Raw genomic sequence first — 16410 nt, 5'->3', positions numbered from 1 at the left:
GTCAGCTCCATCGGGACCCCTGCACCGAGAAAACCGGGGGCCACCAACAGGAAAGGTTCATCCGCATGAAGGCATTTACTTTGGTTTCCGTGGCCGCTCTCTCGGTCACCGCGACGCTGGCCAGCGCAGAAGAGGTCAGCATCTGGGTGCGCACCAGCACGGCGCCCATCCTCGAAGAGCTGGCCACCCGCTACAACGACAGCCACGACGACAAGATCGACGTCGTGCCCGTGGTCGCCGAACAGATGGTGCCCAAGCTGGGCGCGGCCCTGGCCGGCGGCGCGGCCCCGGCCGCGGTGGCGATGGACCTGATCTACATGCCGACCTTCGCGGCCGCGGGCATGCTGGAAGACATGACCGGCTTCATCGACGGTCTGCCCTATGCCGACGCCCTGTCGCCCTCGCACATCCGGCTGGGCACCTACGAAGGCAAGAAATACGGCGTGCCGCTGACGCCCGATGCCTCGGTCATCGTCTACAACACCGACATGCTGGCCGAAGCCGGGGTCGACCCCGAAACGCTGGGCTCGCTCGAAGGCATCAAGGATGCGGCGATCAAGATCGGCGCGCTGGGCGACGAGACCTACGGCTTCATGTACGTGGGCAATTCGGGCTCGTGGATGGTCTATGATTTCATGCCGCACATCTGGGCGGCGGGCGATGACATCCTGTCGGACGACGGCCGCGAACAGACGGTCGACACCCCGGCCATGCGCGAAACGCTGCAGCTTTATGCCGACATGTGGGCGGCCGGCGCCACCCATCCGACCACGCGTTCGGGCAACGGCAATGCCGCGGTCGAGGCCTTTGCCTCGGGCCAGGTCGGCATCCTGATGTCGGGTTCCTACATCGTGAACCTGCTGACGGCCAATTATCCGGACGTAAATTTCGACATCGCGCCGATCCCCGGGCCGACGGGCGGCCAGGCCACCTTTGCCGGCGGCGACGACGTCACGATGGTCAAGGGGATCTCGGACGGCCAGAAGGCGCTGGTCGAGGATTTCATCCAGTTCTACCTGGAGCCGGAACAGCAGGTGCTGATCACCGAGCTGTCGGGCATGCCCTCGCGGACCGATATTGCCGACGTGGCCTATGCCGATTTCGATCCGCGCAACCTGATCGCCTATGATGTGCTCAAATCCGGCCGGACCCCCTATACCTATGCCAATGACGAGCTCTTCGTCTCGCTGACCGGTCCCTGGCTGGAAATGCTGGAAACCGGGATCTTCGACGGCGATGTCGATGGCGCCATCGACACCGCATCGGAGCGGTTCGAGCAGATCCTCAAGCGCACCAACCCCTGATCCGCGCCCCATCCGCGCATCATGCCGGCAGCCTCGCGTTGCCGGCATCCCTTCCTTGGCCGGCCCCGCCGGTCACAGCATGAGTGGTCCCGCATCATGAGCGATCAACCCGGCCCAGGCCCTTCGCCGGAAGAGCCGCCCGTCATCACCCAGGAGCCGCATCAATGGCTGGGGATGGCGCTCATCACGCCCAGCCTGCTGTTCATCGGGCTGCTGTTCCTCTTGCCGCTCGGCATGACCGTCTGGATGAGCTTTCACAACTGGCCGCTGCTGGGCCAGCCCCGGTGGATCGGGCTGGAGAACTTCTCCGAGCTGATGACCGACCGGCGGTTCTGGAAATCGATCCGCTTCACGGCGCTTTATACCGTCCTGGTGACCTCGGCGATCTTCCTGGTGGCCTTTCCGCTGGCCCTGCTGGTCGACCGGCCGCTGCGCATCGCCGGGTTCTTCCGCACGATCTATTTCATGCCCGTTGTCATCGGCTTCGGGGCGGCGGCCACGCTGTGGACCTGGCTGCTCAATCCCGACAACGGGGTCTTTGCCGACCTGCTGCTGCGCTCCGGCCTGGTCGATGCCGCGCCGCGCCCGACCGAAAGCTTCTGGCCCGCGCTGATCGTCGTGATCATGATGGTCGTCTGGAAACAGGCCGGCTTTACCATGGTCATCCTGCTGACCGGCCTGCAATCGGTGCCCGACGACGTGACCGAAGCCGCCAAGATCGACGGCGCCGGGCCGCTGTCGCGTTTCATCCGCGTGACGCTGCCCCTGATGCGCAATTCGATCATCCTCGCGCTGGTGCTCAACGTCACCTGGTCGATGCTGGCCTTCGACCAGTTCTTCATCATCACCCAGGGCGGCCCGCGCAATTCGACCGTGACGGCGGTGTTCTCGATCTACCTGCAAAGCTTCTCGTCCTACCGGCTGGGCTATGGCTCGGCGATGTCGATGGTTCTGCTGGTCATCCTCGTTGCGATCAGCGCCATGCAGATGGCCATCGTCAACTTCCGCAAGACGCAGGAGTAACCCCATGAGCGACGCGACCCTCAGCGCCACGGCCGTGGACGAGCTGCCGCTCGATGCCCCCCCGGCCAGCGATTACGTCAAGCGGGCGATCTACATCATCGTGGGCTTTGCCATTGCCGGCATCTTCATCATGCCCATCGTCTGGTCGGTTGCCAATTCGTTCAAGCTGCCGGCCGAGACCCTGTCGGACCCGGTGCGCCTGATCCCGCGGGCGTTCTCGCTGGACAATTACCGCAACCTCGACACCGTCGGCGACGGGCTGTGGAGCTTTGTCGGCAATTCGCTCTACCTGGCCATCGGCACGGTCATCGTGACCCTGCTGGTTGCCGTGCCCGCCGGCTATGGCTTTTCCAAGTTCCGCTTTCCGGGCCAGAACCTGCTGTTCGTCGTCATCCTGGCGACGATGATGATCCCCTTCCAGTCGATCCTGACGCCGCTCTTCCTGATCCTGGTCAAGCTGCGCCTGGCCAACAGCCTGAACGGGCTGGTGCTGATCTACGTGACGTTCCAGCTGCCGTTCTCGATCTTCATGATGCGCAATGCCTTCGATGCCGTGCCCAAGGCCCTGATCGAAAGCGCGCGGATCGACGGGGCGTCGCAATGGTCGCTGATGCGGCGCATCACCCTGCCGCTTGCGCTCCCCGGCGTGGCGACGGTGGCCATGTTCGCCTTTCTCAATTCGTGGAACGAATTCCTCGCCGCCCTGATCTTTCTCAGCCAGGAAGAGAAATTCTCGCTGCCCGTCATGCTGGTCAACGTGACCACCGGCATTCGCGGCATGATCGACTGGGGCGCGCTGCAGGCCGGCATCACCATCACCATGGTGCCCTGCATCCTGCTTTTCCTGACCCTTCAACGTTACTACGTGCGCGGCCTGGTCGCCGGCGCGGTGAAATAAGGTATCCCGATGAACACGCAGCCCAAAGGCCTTGCCGCTTCCCGTTACGTCCCGGTCGATCACGCGTCGGTCCAGTTTTCCCGCGGGTTCTGGAAGCCCTGGCATGACACCGTCCGCGACGTGACCGTGCCGACCCAGTACATGCGGCTGGAAGAAGAGAAATTCCTCGAAGTGCTGGATTTCAAATCGCCCGCCGGCCCGCTGGCCCGCCCGATCCAGCCCTCGGGCCTGTCGATGCAGCATTTCTTCGACAGCGATTTCGGCAAGTGGATCGAAGCCGCGTCCTACATGCTGAAATACCAGCGCAACGCCGATATCGAGGCCAAGATCGACGGCATCGTCGACCGGCTGGACGAAGGCCAGATGCCCGACGGCTACCTGAATTCCTGGTTCATCCGCCGCGAGCCGGAAAAGCGCTGGACCAACCTGCGCGACCTGCACGAGATGTATTCGATGGGTCACCTGCTGGAAGGCGCGGTGGCCTATTACGAGGCGACCGGCAAGCGCAAGTTTCTGGATGTCATGTCGAAATGCGTCGACCACATCATCGACACCTTCGGCACCGAGGACGGCAAGCTGCGCGGCTATGATGCCCACGAGGAAATCGAACTGGCGCTGATCAAGCTCTACAAGGTCACCGGCGACGAACGGCACCTGAAACAGGCGTCCTTCTTCGTCGACGAGCGCGGGCAGATGCCGTCCTATTTCGACGACGAGGCCCGCCGGCGCGGTGAAGAGCCCGGTGACTACATCTTTGAAACCTATGCCTACAGCCAGGCCCACAAGCCCGTGCGCGAACAGACCGAGGTCGAGGGCCACGCCGTGCGCGCGACCTATCTCTTCTCGGCCATGGCCGACCTGGCCTTCGAGACCGGCGACGACACCCTGCGCAATGCCCTGGAAACGCTCTTTGGTCACCTGACCTCCAGGCTGCTTTACGTGACCGGGGGCATCGGGTCGTCAAAGGACAACGAAGGTTTCACCCGCGCATACGACCTGCCCAACGAAACCGCATATGCCGAGACCTGCGCGTCGATCGCCCTGGGCTTCTGGACCCATCGCATGGCCCAGACGGTGCTGGATGCGCGCTATACCGACATTCTCGAACTGGTGGCGTTCAACGGGGCGCTGTCGGGCATCGGGCTGGATGGCCAGTCGTATTTCTACGAGAACCCGCTGGAAAGCCACGGCCAGCACCGGCGCTGGAAATGGCATTACTGCCCCTGCTGTCCGACCAATATCGCCCGTTTCATCGCGTCGATCGGGTCCTACCACTACACGGCCAAGGACAACGCCCTGGCGGTGCATCTCTATTCCGACAACAGCGTGGCCCTGGCGCTTGGCGGCACCGACGTGACCGTGACCCAGACCACCGATTACCCCTGGGACAGCGACATCACCCTGGCCATCGACCCGGCGGCCCCGGCCGAATTTGCCCTGTCGCTGCGCATTCCGGGCTGGTGCAAGGGCGCGCGGCTGGCCGTCAACGGCGAGGCGGTCGACCTGGCCGGGGTGACCGAGCGGGGCTATGCCACGATCACCCGGACATGGGCGGCCGGCGACACCGTCGCGCTGCACCTGCCGATGCCCGTCGAACGGATCTATGCCCATCCCGATGCCACCGAGAACGCCGGACGCGTTGCGCTCAAGCGCGGGCCGATGGTCTATTGCGTCGAACAGGCCGATGTCGGCGTGGCGCCCCAGCACCTGGTCCTGAGCGATGCCGATGCCTATCAGGCCGAGTACCGCCCCGACCTGCTGGGCGGGGCCACCGTGCTGACCGGCCCGGCGCTGCGGATGGATGCCGGCGAATGGGACGGCGTGCTCTACCGGGGTGCAAAACCGGTGACCGAGCCGGTCACCTTCACGGCCATTCCCTATCACCTGTGGGCCAACCGCGAAGAAGGTGGCATGCTGGTCTGGATGATGGAGCGCTGAGACATGGCCGGACTGGTCCTTGAAAACCTCATCAAGCAATATGGCACCGCGCGGGTGGTGCATGGCATCAACCTGGAGATCGAGGACGAGGAATTTGTCGTCTTCGTGGGTCCGTCGGGTTGCGGCAAGTCGACCACCCTGCGGATGATTGCCGGGCTCGAACATATCTCGGGCGGGCGGATCTATATCGGTGACCGGGTGGTCAACCGCGTGTCGCCGGGCAAGCGCGACATTGCCATGGTGTTCCAGAACTACGCGCTCTACCCGCATATGTCGGTGGGCGAGAACCTGGCCTTCTGCCTGCAGCAACGCGGCACGCCCAGGGCCGAGATCGCGGCCAAGGTCGCCCAGGCGGCCGAGACGCTCGACATCACCAGCCTGCTCGACCGGCGGCCCAGCCAGCTGTCGGGCGGCCAGCGCCAGCGCGTGGCCATGGGCCGGGCCATCGTGCGCAACCCCGAGGTGTTCCTCTTCGACGAGCCGCTGTCGAACCTCGATGCCAAGCTGCGGGTGCAGATGCGGGCCGAGATCAAGCGCCTGCACCGGCTGATCCCGACGACGACGGTCTATGTCACCCATGACCAGACCGAGGCGATGACAATGGCCGACCGGGTGGTGGTGATGAACCACGGGCATATCGAACAGGTGGGCAAGCCGCTGGAACTGTATGAAAACCCGGCCACGACCTTTGTCGCCGGGTTCATCGGCTCGCCGCCGATGAACCTGCTGCCGGGCACCCTGTCGGGCGCGGGGGACGCGCTGCATCTGACGCTGGAAAACGGCGCGTCGCTGGCCCTGCGCGGCAAGGTGCGGGCGGGTGTCGAGGCGGCCGGTTCGGCCGAGGTGGTGCTGGGCGTGCGGCCCGAGGCCGTGGCCATCGCGGCCCAGGGCGATCATGCCGCGCCGGTTTCGGTGACGCTCGACGAGGTCGAGCCGCTCGGGATCGAGACACTGGCCTATGGCGCGATCGGGGGCACCAGCCTTTGTGCCCGGCTGGCGCCCGATGTCGGGCTGAAGGCCGGCGCGCCGGCCGAGCTGTTCATCGACATGGACCGCGCGATGCTGTTCGACGCCAAGACCACGCGGGCGCTGGCATGAGCCTGCGACACGGGCCGTCCTATCTCGGCCCCGCCGGGTTCATCCGCGAGATGTCCCTCGATGTGCCGCTCGACTGGTCCGCGCCCGAAGGCGCCACGATCCAGGTCTTCCTGCGCGAGGTCAGCGACCCCGAGCGGCGGCACGAGGATCTGCCCCTGCTGGTCTTCCTGCAAGGCGGGCCGGGCGGGAAATCACCGCGCCCCGGCGCGGGCGATCCGCCCTGGCTCGGCGAGGCACTGAAGCGGTTCCGCGTCGTCCTGCTGGACCAGCGCGGCACCGGCCGGTCAACCCCGGTGACGGCCAACCGCATGGGCGCGATGACGGCAGCCGAGGGGGCCGATTACCTGGCCTGTTTCGGCACCGATGCGATCATCCGCGATTGCGAACACATCCGCGCCCGGGTCTATGGCGGCGCGACATGGACGACGCTGGGCCAGAGCTATGGCGGCTTTCTGACCCTGCATTACCTCTCGGTCTTTCCCGAGGCGCTCGATGCCTGCCTCGTGACCGGCGGGCTGGCCGGGCTGAGCGCCACGGCCGAGGATGTCTATCGCCGCACCTATCCGCGCGTCGCCGCCAAGAACCGGCGGTTCGCCCGGCGCTATCCCCATGCCGTCGACATGGCCGCGCGGATCGCCGATCTGATCGACAGCCGGGCGCCGGTCCTGCCCGATGGCGACGTGCTGACGGTCCGGCGGTTCCAGACGCTGGGGCTGGATTTCGGCATGGCCCCGGGGTTCGAGAACGTGTTGTGGATGATGGACGAGGCCTTTGACCCCGATGCCGAAAGCGGCCTGTCCGAGGCCTTTCTGAGCCAGGTCATGGCGGCCACGTCCTTTGCCGGCAACCCGCTGTTCGTGGCGTTGCAGGAAAGCATCTATGCCCAGAACGGCGCGCGCACCCGCTGGGCCGCCGAACGGGTGCGTGCCGAGCATCCGGCCTTTGATCCGTCGGCCCGCCCGCTGCTTTTCACCGGCGAGATGATGTTTCCCTGGATGTTCGAAGAGATCCGCGCCCTGCGTGGCTTCCGGGGGGCGGTGGAGCTGCTGGCCGAACGGCCCTTCGCGCGGCAGCTGCATGATCCGGCGGTGCTGGCCGCGAACGACGTGCCGGTGGCGGCGATTGTCTATCACGACGACATGTATGTCGATGCCGGCCTGTCGCTCGACACCGCCGAGGCCCTGGGCAATTGCGCCTGCTGGGTGACCAACGAGTTTGAGCACGACGGTGTCAGGAAATCCCCCGCCGTCTTCGGGCGCCTGCTGGACATGGTGCACCGGATGCCGGTTTGATTGGGTGATTGGGTGATTGGGTGATTGGGTGATTGGGTGATTGGGTGATTGGGTGATCGGCGGCTCTCTCTGGCCTGTCGCGGCGTCGCCCCCTGACCCGCCATGGCCCGGTGCCCATGTCTTGGCCTTGCGTTTCGGCCTTGCTCCACCGGGCGCGTGATGCGGTCAGGCGTGAACGCAGGGCCGCGTCATTGCCTGCCCTGCGGCGCCAGACATCGCCGCAACGGCAGAGGGTGAGGGGCATAGGATCACTGGCAAGCCCCCGCGCCGCAGCCAGGGAATGCCCCACATCGCACCGGCCTCATGCACCAGATGTCAGGCCCCGGACCCATCGGCAGCCCCCGGGGTGCAAGTGCCGGACTGGCGAATATCGGCCAGCATGCCCTCCGCCTCGGCGGCTAGGTGATCGGCCAGGATCGACGCGATGCGCGGCAGGCTCTGCCGGGCATTGACGGCCAGCGCGATGGTCTGGGCCGCGATATTGGTTCCGGTGACGGGGATCGCGCGCATCTGGCCCGAATGCAGCTCGGGCGCCGCGTCCATCTCCGAGGTCAGCGCCACGTGGTTTCCGGCGATAACCAGCTGCTTGACCAGTTGCAGGGAGTTGGTCACCACCGGCGGCGGCCCGTCCTCGAACATCCATGAATGGCGGGCCTCCAGCATCCGGCGGATCGCCAGCGCACGGCTTTGCACGGCGATGGGAAAGGCGCGCACCTGCCTGAGCGTCACGCTGTCCTCCGCTTCCAGCGGATGCCCGGGCGCGACCACGCAGAACAACGGAAGCTCGGCCGACCACAGCACGTGGATGTCCCGGCTGGGGCGCAGGTTGAAACACAGCGCCAGCTCGCATTGCCCGGCGTCGAGCAGCTCGGCCGCGCCGTCCGGTGTCGCGACCTCGACGTCGACCCGGACCCGCGGATAATCCCGCGCGACCGAGGCAAGGAAGCGCGGCACCAGCCCGTTCACGAGGCTGTCCATCGCCACCAGCCGGACATGCCCGAAATCGACCCCCTGCATCTGGCGGATCTCGGTCAGCAGATGCGTTTCGTCCTCCTGCCAGCGGCGGGCGAACAGAACGAACATTTCCCCGGCAGTGGTCAGCGTCATGCCCGTGGTCTGCCGGTCGAAGAGTTGCGTTCCAAGCCGGTCCTCCAGAAGCTTGATCTGGCGGTCGATGGCCGAGGCCGAGATGCGGATTGCCCGGGCGGCCGCCTGGATCGAGCCGTGATCGGCAACGGCTTCGACGTAAAGCAGGGATTTGGGAACGAGATAGAGGGACATGAGCGCGCTCGGACCGGACCATTCCATTCTAATTTCTGGAATGCAGAGTTGCCTCTTATGTCATGGATTGCAACGGGCGCGTGGTCTTAGGCTGGATCCAGGCAACAAGATCAACGCTTCGGGATGACCATGACCCACGCTCTTCACACCCTCAACCAGGCAGGCCGGGACGAAGCCCTGGCGCTTCTGTCGCCGCTGGTCGAACGCTCGGCCTGGGTGGCCGAAGACACGCTGGGCGCGCGCCCCTTTGCCGATGACGAGGCCGTGGCGCAGGCGCTGGTCGAGACGATCCTGGTCTCGGGTACCGCGCGTCGGCTGGCCCTGTTCCGGGTGCATCCCGAGCTTGCCGGCCGCGAGGCCATGTCCGGCGACATGACGGCGGAATCCAAGGGTGAGCAGGGCCGGCTTGGCCTCATGTCCCTGGGCCGCCGGGACGCGCAGCACCTCACCCGCCTGAATGCCGCCTACAGGGCGCGCTTTGGCCATCCCTTCATCATCGCGCTGCACCGCGTGCCGGATCTCGGGGCGCTCTTCGCGATCTTCGAGCGCCGCTGTGCCGCGACGCCCCTCGAAGAACATGTCTCGACCCTTGCCGAGATCGCCTCGGTGATCCGCGCCCGCGCGGCAGCCACCTTCGGACCGACACGACCTTCCAGCCCTTCCTCTCAGACCCAGGAGCACGTTCAATGACCTTTGCCAAATCCCTTCTCACCGTCTCCATCCTCGCCCTCGCCGCCGGCAGTGCCCATGCGGAAAAGATCCGTGTTGCCGGCAACTTCGCGACCGAACATTCCTCGTCGCTGGCCATGGTGAAATTCGCCGAAGAGGTCGAACGCCTGTCCGACGGCGACATCGAGGTCGACATCTTCCCGGCCCAGCAGCTTGGCGGCGCGGCCGAGAACGTCCAGGCCGTCAAGGTCGGCGCGATCGAGATGATGTGGGTCGGCACCGCCTACCTGACCCGCACGGTGCCCGAGCTGGAAATCATCGGCCTGCCGTTCCAGTTCCCCGACCGTGAAACCGCCTTCGAGATCGTCGACGGCCCGGTGGGCGATGCGCTGGACGAGAAGATGGCCGAGGCCGACATGACCTCGATGGGCTACATGGAGCTGGGCTTTCGCCAGCTGACCAACAATTCCAAGCCGATCGAGGACCTTGCCGACCTGGACGGGCTCAAGATCCGCCTGCAGCCGAACGAAACCCACCTGGCCACCTTCCGCGCCTTGGGTGCCAACCCGGTCGCCATGGACGTCAAGGAGCTGTACTCGGCGCTGGAACAGGGCGTGATCGACGGCCAGGAAAACCCCTTCGCGATCATCAATGTCGCGGGCTATTCCGAGGTGCAGGATTACGTGTCCAACACCGGCCATTTCTTTGATTTCATCTCGGTCGTGGCGAACAAGAACTGGTTTGACGGGCTGGATACCGACACCCAGGCCCTGGTGACCGAGGCCATGGACATCGCCATCACCTACCAGCGTGAACTGGCCGCCGAGCAGGATGCCGCAGGGCTCGCCCTGCTGGAAGAAGCCGGCATGACCTACACGCCGGTGTCCGAACAGCTGGCCGCCGATCTGCGCAGCGCCACCGCCGGCGTCGCGACCGAGACCAAGGCCCGTCTCGACCCCGCGCTGGTGGAGCTGCTGGACACCGAGACGTCCAAAAGCGGCATGTAAGATGAGTGCCGATCGCATCCTCACCGCGATCCTGACGCGCGCCGACAAGGGCGCGCGTTTGCTGGTCATGACCGGGGCCGCGGCGATGGTTGGTGTCGTCTCGGCCCAGGTGGTGATGCGCTATGTCTTCAACGGGTCCTTCGACTGGGCCGACGAGGTCAGCCGCATCGCCTTTGTCTGGACAATGTTCCTGGCCATCCCCCTTGGCATCCGCGACGGCACCCACGTGGGCATCGACCTGCTGGTCAAACGTTTCCCGGCGCATGTGCAGCAGATGCTGGCGCGGGTCATGAGCGGCCTTGCGGCGGGGATGATGGGCGTCGTGCTCTGGACCTCGGTTGTCGTGGCGGCCTCGACCTGGTCCGAGCGGCTGGGCGCGATCGACCTGACCTCGTCGGTGTTCTTCTTTCCGGTGATCCTGGGCGCGCTGCATTGTGCGCTGCACCTGGTCCACCTCACCCTCGTGCCGGCGGAAATACAGCCATGAGCCTGTTCGTCATCGTCACTTTCATGGTGCTCGCCTTTCTCGGCATGCCGCTGGCCTTCGCACTGGGGGTCTCGGCGCTGGCCGGGCTCTGGATGTCGGGCATCGACCTGCTGGTGCTGCCGCCCCGGCTGATGAATTCGGTCAATTCCTTCCCGCTGATGTCGATCCCGCTGTTCATGATCGCGGGCGAGCTGATGCTGAAGGGCGGCATCATGGATCGGCTGGTCGAGTTCGCGAATGCCTTCATCGGGCGGATGCGCGGCGGGCTGGCCCAGGTGGCCATCGTGTCGGGCGCCGGGCTGGCCTCGGTCTCGGGCGCGGCGGTGGCCGATGCCTCGGCGCTGTCCTCGACGCTGGTGCCCTCGTTGCGCAAGCAATACGGGCTGGGGTTTTCGACCGGCGTGGTCGCCGCGGCGGCCAACCTTGGCCCGATCATCCCGCCATCGGGGGCGATGATCGTCTATGCCTTCATGGCCGGATCCTCGGTCAGCGTCGGCGGCATGTTCATGTCCGGCGTGGTGCCCGGGCTGATCCTGTTCGCCTGTTTCATGTTCCTGTGCTGGCTGATCGCCTGGAAACGCGACTATCCGCTGGCGGGCGTGCCGTTTTCGCTGGGCCATGTGGCGCGTGAATTCCGGCGCAGTTTCATCGTCTTCCTGATGCCGGTCATCGTGATCGGCGGCATCGTCGCGGGCGCCTTCACCCCCACCGAGGGCGCGGCCATCGGGGTCTGCTACGCGCTGTTCCTGGGCTTCTTCGTGACCCGGCAGCTGAAGGTTGCCGACCTGCCCGGCGTGCTGCTAACCGCGGCCAAGACCTCGGCCGTGGTGGCGGCGATGATCGCCTATGCCTCGACGGTGACCTTCCTCTTCACCATCGACATGCTGCCCTTCAAGCTGGCCGCGCTGTTGCAGGACCTGACGCAGAACCCACTGGTCTTCCTGGGCCTCGTGGCCGTCATGCTGCTGGTCGTGGGCATGTTCCTGGAATCCAATGCCGCCTACATCATGCTGGTCCCGCTGTTCCACCCGATCGCGGTGAGTTACGGCATCGACCCGCTGCATTTCGGCTTTCTCTTCGTGCTGAACCTGGTGATCGGCATGCTGACCCCGCCCGTGGGCGTTGTGCTCTTCGTTGTGACCGGCATCACCGGGGTGAAGATGGGGGAACTGGTGCGCGAAAGCTGGCCCTTCATCGCCGCCATGTACGCGGTGCTGCTGCTGTGCATGCTGGTGCCCGGGGTTGTGACATGGCTCCCGGAAAGGCTTGGCTATTGATGCGACTTCTGCTGCTCAATCCCAACACAACCGAGGCGCTGACCGGGCGCCTCGCCGCATCCGCCCGGACGGTGCTGCCCGAGGGCGTGACGCTTGAGACCGCCACCGCCACGCGCGGGTTCCCCTATATCTCCAGCCGGGCCGAGGCGCAGGTGTCGGGCGCCATCGTGCTGGAGATGCTGGCCGAACGGGCCGGGCAGTGGGACGCCGCGATCATCGCCGCCTTCGGTGATCCCGGCCTTCTGGCCGCGCGCGAGTTGTTCGACCGGCCCGTCACGGGTATGGCCGAAGCGGCCATGATCTCGGCCCTGTCGCTGGGCCAGAGCTTTGCCTTCGTGACCTTCACGCCCCGCATGATCCCCTGGTACGAGGAGCAGGTGCGGCTGGCCGGCCTGACGACCCGCTTCGCCGGCAGTTTCGTGCCGGACGCCGAGATGGGCGGTGTGACCCGCGTGGCCGACGACATGCGCGGACCGCTTGTCGCCACTTGCCGTGCCGCCGCGCGGCAGGCGGATGTGTTGATCCTGTCAGGCGCTCCGATTGCCGGGCTGGCCGCCGAGATCGCCGACGAAGTTCCGGCCGTTCTGATCGACCCGATCCGCGCGGCGGTCATGCAGGGGGTCGCCCAGGCACGGCTGGCCCCGCGCGGGGCCTGGGCCGGGTCCATGGCCAGGCCGCCGGGCAAGGACAGCACCGGCCTTCCCGAACCGCTGGCGCATTGGGTCCGAGGCACGTCGTAACCGGCATCGCCCGCGTGAGGTCGGCCGAGCGGACACCCCGGCCCGCGGGGTGTGATGGGGATGAAATTCACCCCTTGTGCTGGTCCGGCGGGCGGGACAATCGTCACGGCGAAGAGGGAGCAGCAAGTGCCGGCGGGCGGAAAACCAGCCGCGAATCCACAACATCCGGCTTGATATCCCGCCCGCTGCGAAAGATCGCGGTCTCAGCTTGTGCCGATCTGGGCGCGAAGTTTCCTCTCCGCTCCGAAGGTTTCCCCGATCGTGAACAATCCGATCCAACTTGAGCCTTGCGTGTTCGCCGCCCGGCGCGTAAATCCGGCGGTGGGACACCCCTCCCCAACGAGGGGCGTATATCTGCAAGGGTAACACCAATGACTATCGCTCAACCGGCCGCGCGGCCGGCAAACCCGCGTTTTTCCTCCGGCCCCTGTGCCAAACCCCCCGCATTCGATCTGGCCAAGCTTGCTGACGCGCCCCTGGGCCGCTCGCACCGCTCGGCCGAAGGCAAGGCCAAGCTGAAGGCCGCCATCGATCGCACCGCCGAAATGCTCGGCGTGCCAGAGGGTTACAAGGTCGGCATCGTGCCGGCATCGGATACCGGCGCCTTCGAAATGGCCATGTGGAACCTCCTGGGCGAACGCCCGGTCGAGATGCTGGCCTGGGAAAGCTTTGGCGCGGGCTGGGTCACCGACGTGGTCAAGCAGCTCAAGATCGAAGCCGAGGTCAAGACCGCCGAATATGGCGAGATCGTCGACCTGGCCACCGTCGATTTCGACAAGGACGTCTGCTTTACCTGGAACGGCACGACCTCGGGCGTGCGCGTGCCCAATGGCGACGTCATCCCGGCCGACCGCAAGGGCCTGACGCTCTGCGACGCGACCTCGGCGGCCTTTGCCCAGGACTTGCCGCTGGACAAGCTGGATGTGGTCACCTTCTCCTGGCAGAAGGTGCTGGGCGGTGAAGCCGCGCACGGGATGATCATCCTGTCGCCCCGGGCCATCGAACGGCTCGAGACCTACACCCCCGCCTGGCCGTTGCCCAAGATCTTCCGCCTGACCAAGGGCGGCAAGCTGATCGACGGCGTGTTCAAGGGCGAAACGATCAACACCCCGTCGATGCTGGCCGTCGAGGATTTCCTGCTGGCGCTCGACTGGGCCGACAGCGTGGGTGGGCTGGCCGGGCTGATCGCCCGGGCCGATGCCAACACGGCGGCTGTTACGGCTTTTGTCGAGGCTCATGACTGGGTCGATTTCCTGGCCACCGATCCGGCGACGCGGTCGAACACCAGCGTGTGCCTCAAGTTCACCGATGCGCGGATCACCGATGGCGCGGTCTTTGCCAAGGCCGTGGCCAAGCGGCTGGCCGACGAAGGCGTGGCGCTGGACATCGGGGCCTATCGCGATGCGCCGGCCGGCCTGCGGATCTGGTGCGGCTCGACGGTCGAGACCGGTGATGTCGAGGCGCTGCTGCCCTGGCTGGCCTGGGCCTTCGAGACCGAGATCGCGGCCCTGGCCCAGGCGGCCTGACCGCACGGACCGGCCAGGCGGCGGGGCAAGCCCCGCCCTACGCCCACACCGACACGACATGTAGGGCGGGGTTTTACCCCGCCGCTCCCTCCCCCTATTCTGCAAGGACCCAAGCACATGGCTCCCAAGGTACTCGTTTCCGACAAGCTTTCCGAAACCGCCGTCCAGATCTTCCGCGACCGCGGCATCGAGGTCGATTTCCAGCCCGACCTGGGCAAGGACAAGGACAAGCTGGCCGAAGTCATCGGTCAGTATGACGGCCTGGCCATCCGCTCGGCCACCAAGGTCACCGAAAAGATCCTGGAACAGGCCGACAACCTCAAGGTCATCGGCCGGGCCGGCATCGGCACCGACAACATCGACAAGGTCGCGGCCTCGAAGAAAGGCGTGATCGTCATGAACACGCCCTTCGGCAACACGATCACCACGGCCGAACATGCCATCGCCATGATGTTCGCCGTGGCCCGCCAGATCCCCGAGGCATCCGCCTCGACCCATGCCGGCAAGTGGGAAAAGTCGAAGTTCATGGGGGTCGAGCTGACCAACAAGACCCTGGGCGTCATCGGCGCAGGCAACATCGGTTCGATCGTCTGCAACCGCGCCCGCGGCCTGCACATGAAGGTCGTGGCCTATGACCCCTTCCTGTCCGACGAGAAGGCCACCAAGATGGGCGTCGAGAAGGTCGAACTGGATGACCTGCTCAAGCGCGCCGATTTCATCACCCTGCACGTGCCGCTGACCGATCAGACCCGCAATGTCCTGGGCCGCGAGAACCTGGCCAAGACCAAGAAGGGCGTGCGGATCATCAACTGTGCCCGTGGCGGCCTGGTCGACGAAGCGGCCCTGGCCGAGCTGATCCAATCCGGCCATGTTGCCGGCGCGGCCTTTGACGTGTTCTCGGAAGAGCCGGCCAAGGAAAACCCGCTGTTCGGCCTGCCCAACGTCGTCTGCACCCCGCACCTGGGCGCGGCCACGACCGAGGCACAGGAAAACGTTGCCCTGCAGGTCGCCGAGCAGATGTCCAACTACCTGCTGACCGGCGCCGTGGAAAACGCGCTGAACATGCCGTCGGTCACCGCCGAGGAAGCCAAGGTCATGGGCCCCTGGGTCAAGCTGGCCGGCCACCTGGGCGCCTTCATCGGCCAGATGACCGACGAGCCGATCAAGGCCATCAACATCCTCTATGACGGCTCGGTGTCGGAAATGAACCTCGAGGCGCTGAACTGCGCCGCCGTGGCCGGCATCATGAAAGCCGTCAACCCGGACGTGAACATGGTCTCGGCCCCGGTCATCGCCAAGGAACGCGGCGTCCAGATCTCGACGACCAGCCAGGACCAGTCGGGCGCCTTCGAGGGCTATGTGAAGGTCACCGTCGTGACCGAAAAGCGGGAACGGTCGATCGCGGGCACGGTGTTCAGCGACGGCAAGCCGCGGTTCATCCAGATCAAGGGCATCAACATCGACGCCGAGATCGGCGCCCACATGCTCTACACGACGAACGACGACGTGCCGGGCATCATCGGCACCCTGGGCCAGACCTTGGGCAGCAACGGCGTGAACATCGCCAACTTTACCCTGGGCCGTGCCGGCGCCGGCGGGCAGGCCATCGCCCTGCTCTATGTCGACAACGAAGTGCCGGCCCCGGTGCTGCAGAAACTGTCGGACACCGGCCTGTTCAACCAGGTCCGCCCGCTGGCCTTCGACGTGGCCTGATGACTTTGGCGGCGCCCCGGGACCGTTCCGGGGCGCCCCGCCTGCCGCAGACCGCATAGCCGGGATGCGGCCGGGCCCCCGCGCTCGACGCCACGGCCCGAAACCGCTATCCCGACGTCAAGGGCCATCCATCGCGGCCCGTGACAGACGGAGAGGC

14 protein-coding genes are annotated in these 16410 nt (G+C 65.9%); 13 read left to right on the top strand and 1 reads right to left on the bottom strand.

Annotation, left to right across the window (positions count from 1 at the left end):
- Nucleotides 1–65: 65 nt before the first annotated feature.
- The 6 genes from ACK3BB_RS02475 (at nucleotide 66) to ACK3BB_RS02450 (ending at nucleotide 7553) form a co-directional block, all read left to right on the top strand.
- Nucleotides 66–1304 (top strand): ABC transporter substrate-binding protein, encoded by a 1239-nt coding sequence (locus ACK3BB_RS02475; protein WP_428927149.1) that lies wholly within the window; start codon nucleotides 66–68, stop codon nucleotides 1302–1304.
- Between the two features lie 96 nt (nucleotides 1305–1400).
- Nucleotides 1401–2327: a carbohydrate ABC transporter permease gene (locus ACK3BB_RS02470; protein ID WP_428927148.1), complete on the top strand. Its 927-nt coding sequence runs from the start codon at nucleotides 1401–1403 to the stop codon at nucleotides 2325–2327.
- A 4-nt stretch (nucleotides 2328–2331) separates the two neighbouring features.
- Nucleotides 2332–3225 (top strand): carbohydrate ABC transporter permease, encoded by an 894-nt coding sequence (locus ACK3BB_RS02465; RefSeq protein ID WP_428927147.1) that lies wholly within the window; start codon nucleotides 2332–2334, stop codon nucleotides 3223–3225.
- Between the two features lie 9 nt (nucleotides 3226–3234).
- Entirely contained in the window at nucleotides 3235–5163 is a 1929-nt protein-coding gene (locus tag ACK3BB_RS02460) for a glycoside hydrolase family 127 protein (RefSeq protein ID WP_428927146.1), read from the top strand.
- Nucleotides 5164–5166: 3 nt separating this feature from the next.
- Complete coding sequence (locus ACK3BB_RS02455; protein WP_428927145.1) at nucleotides 5167–6261, top strand: ABC transporter ATP-binding protein; 1095 nt, start codon at nucleotides 5167–5169, stop codon at nucleotides 6259–6261.
- Nucleotides 6258–7553: an alpha/beta fold hydrolase gene (locus ACK3BB_RS02450; RefSeq protein WP_428927144.1), complete on the top strand. Its 1296-nt coding sequence runs from the start codon at nucleotides 6258–6260 to the stop codon at nucleotides 7551–7553. Before ACK3BB_RS02455 ends, ACK3BB_RS02450 begins: the two co-directional genes overlap by 4 nt.
- 315 nt (nucleotides 7554–7868) lie before the next feature.
- Here the strand turns inward: ACK3BB_RS02450 and ACK3BB_RS02445 are convergent, their stop codons facing one another.
- Nucleotides 7869–8834: a LysR family transcriptional regulator gene (locus ACK3BB_RS02445; protein ID WP_428927143.1), complete on the bottom strand. Its 966-nt coding sequence runs from the start codon at nucleotides 8832–8834 to the stop codon at nucleotides 7869–7871.
- 129 nt (nucleotides 8835–8963) lie between these two features.
- On the opposite strand from ACK3BB_RS02445, the gene uraD reads away from it, so the two are divergent.
- The 7 genes from uraD to serA all read left to right on the top strand — a co-directional run bounded on the left by uraD (nucleotide 8964) and on the right by serA (nucleotide 16253).
- Nucleotides 8964–9524 (top strand): 2-oxo-4-hydroxy-4-carboxy-5-ureidoimidazoline decarboxylase, encoded by a 561-nt coding sequence (uraD, locus tag ACK3BB_RS02440; RefSeq protein WP_428927142.1) that lies wholly within the window; start codon nucleotides 8964–8966, stop codon nucleotides 9522–9524.
- Complete coding sequence (locus tag ACK3BB_RS02435; protein ID WP_428927141.1) at nucleotides 9521–10510, top strand: TRAP transporter substrate-binding protein; 990 nt, start codon at nucleotides 9521–9523, stop codon at nucleotides 10508–10510. The genes uraD and ACK3BB_RS02435 overlap by 4 nt, the downstream gene beginning before the upstream one ends.
- Nucleotide 10511: 1 nt before the next feature.
- Complete coding sequence (locus ACK3BB_RS02430; protein ID WP_428927140.1) at nucleotides 10512–10997, top strand: TRAP transporter small permease; 486 nt, start codon at nucleotides 10512–10514, stop codon at nucleotides 10995–10997.
- On the top strand, nucleotides 10994–12274 hold the full coding sequence (locus ACK3BB_RS02425; protein ID WP_428927139.1) for a TRAP transporter large permease: 1281 nt from the start codon (nucleotides 10994–10996) through the stop codon (nucleotides 12272–12274). Before ACK3BB_RS02430 ends, ACK3BB_RS02425 begins: the two co-directional genes overlap by 4 nt.
- Nucleotides 12274–13014: an aspartate/glutamate racemase family protein gene (locus ACK3BB_RS02420; protein WP_428927138.1), complete on the top strand. Its 741-nt coding sequence runs from the start codon at nucleotides 12274–12276 to the stop codon at nucleotides 13012–13014. The genes ACK3BB_RS02425 and ACK3BB_RS02420 overlap by 1 nt, the downstream gene beginning before the upstream one ends.
- A gap of 371 nt (nucleotides 13015–13385) precedes the next feature.
- Nucleotides 13386–14540, top strand: a complete 1155-nt coding sequence (locus ACK3BB_RS02415; RefSeq protein WP_428927137.1) for a phosphoserine transaminase — start codon at nucleotides 13386–13388, stop codon at nucleotides 14538–14540.
- Between the two features lie 117 nt (nucleotides 14541–14657).
- Nucleotides 14658–16253, top strand: a complete 1596-nt coding sequence (gene serA / locus ACK3BB_RS02410) for a phosphoglycerate dehydrogenase (protein ID WP_428927136.1) — start codon at nucleotides 14658–14660, stop codon at nucleotides 16251–16253.
- The last annotated feature ends 157 nt before the right edge of the window (nucleotides 16254–16410 follow it).

Source organism: Marinibacterium sp. SX1, assembly GCF_050389775.1.
Taxonomy (GTDB): domain Bacteria; phylum Pseudomonadota; class Alphaproteobacteria; order Rhodobacterales; family Rhodobacteraceae; genus Marinibacterium.
This window is presented reverse-complemented; position numbering and strand designations above follow the sequence as displayed.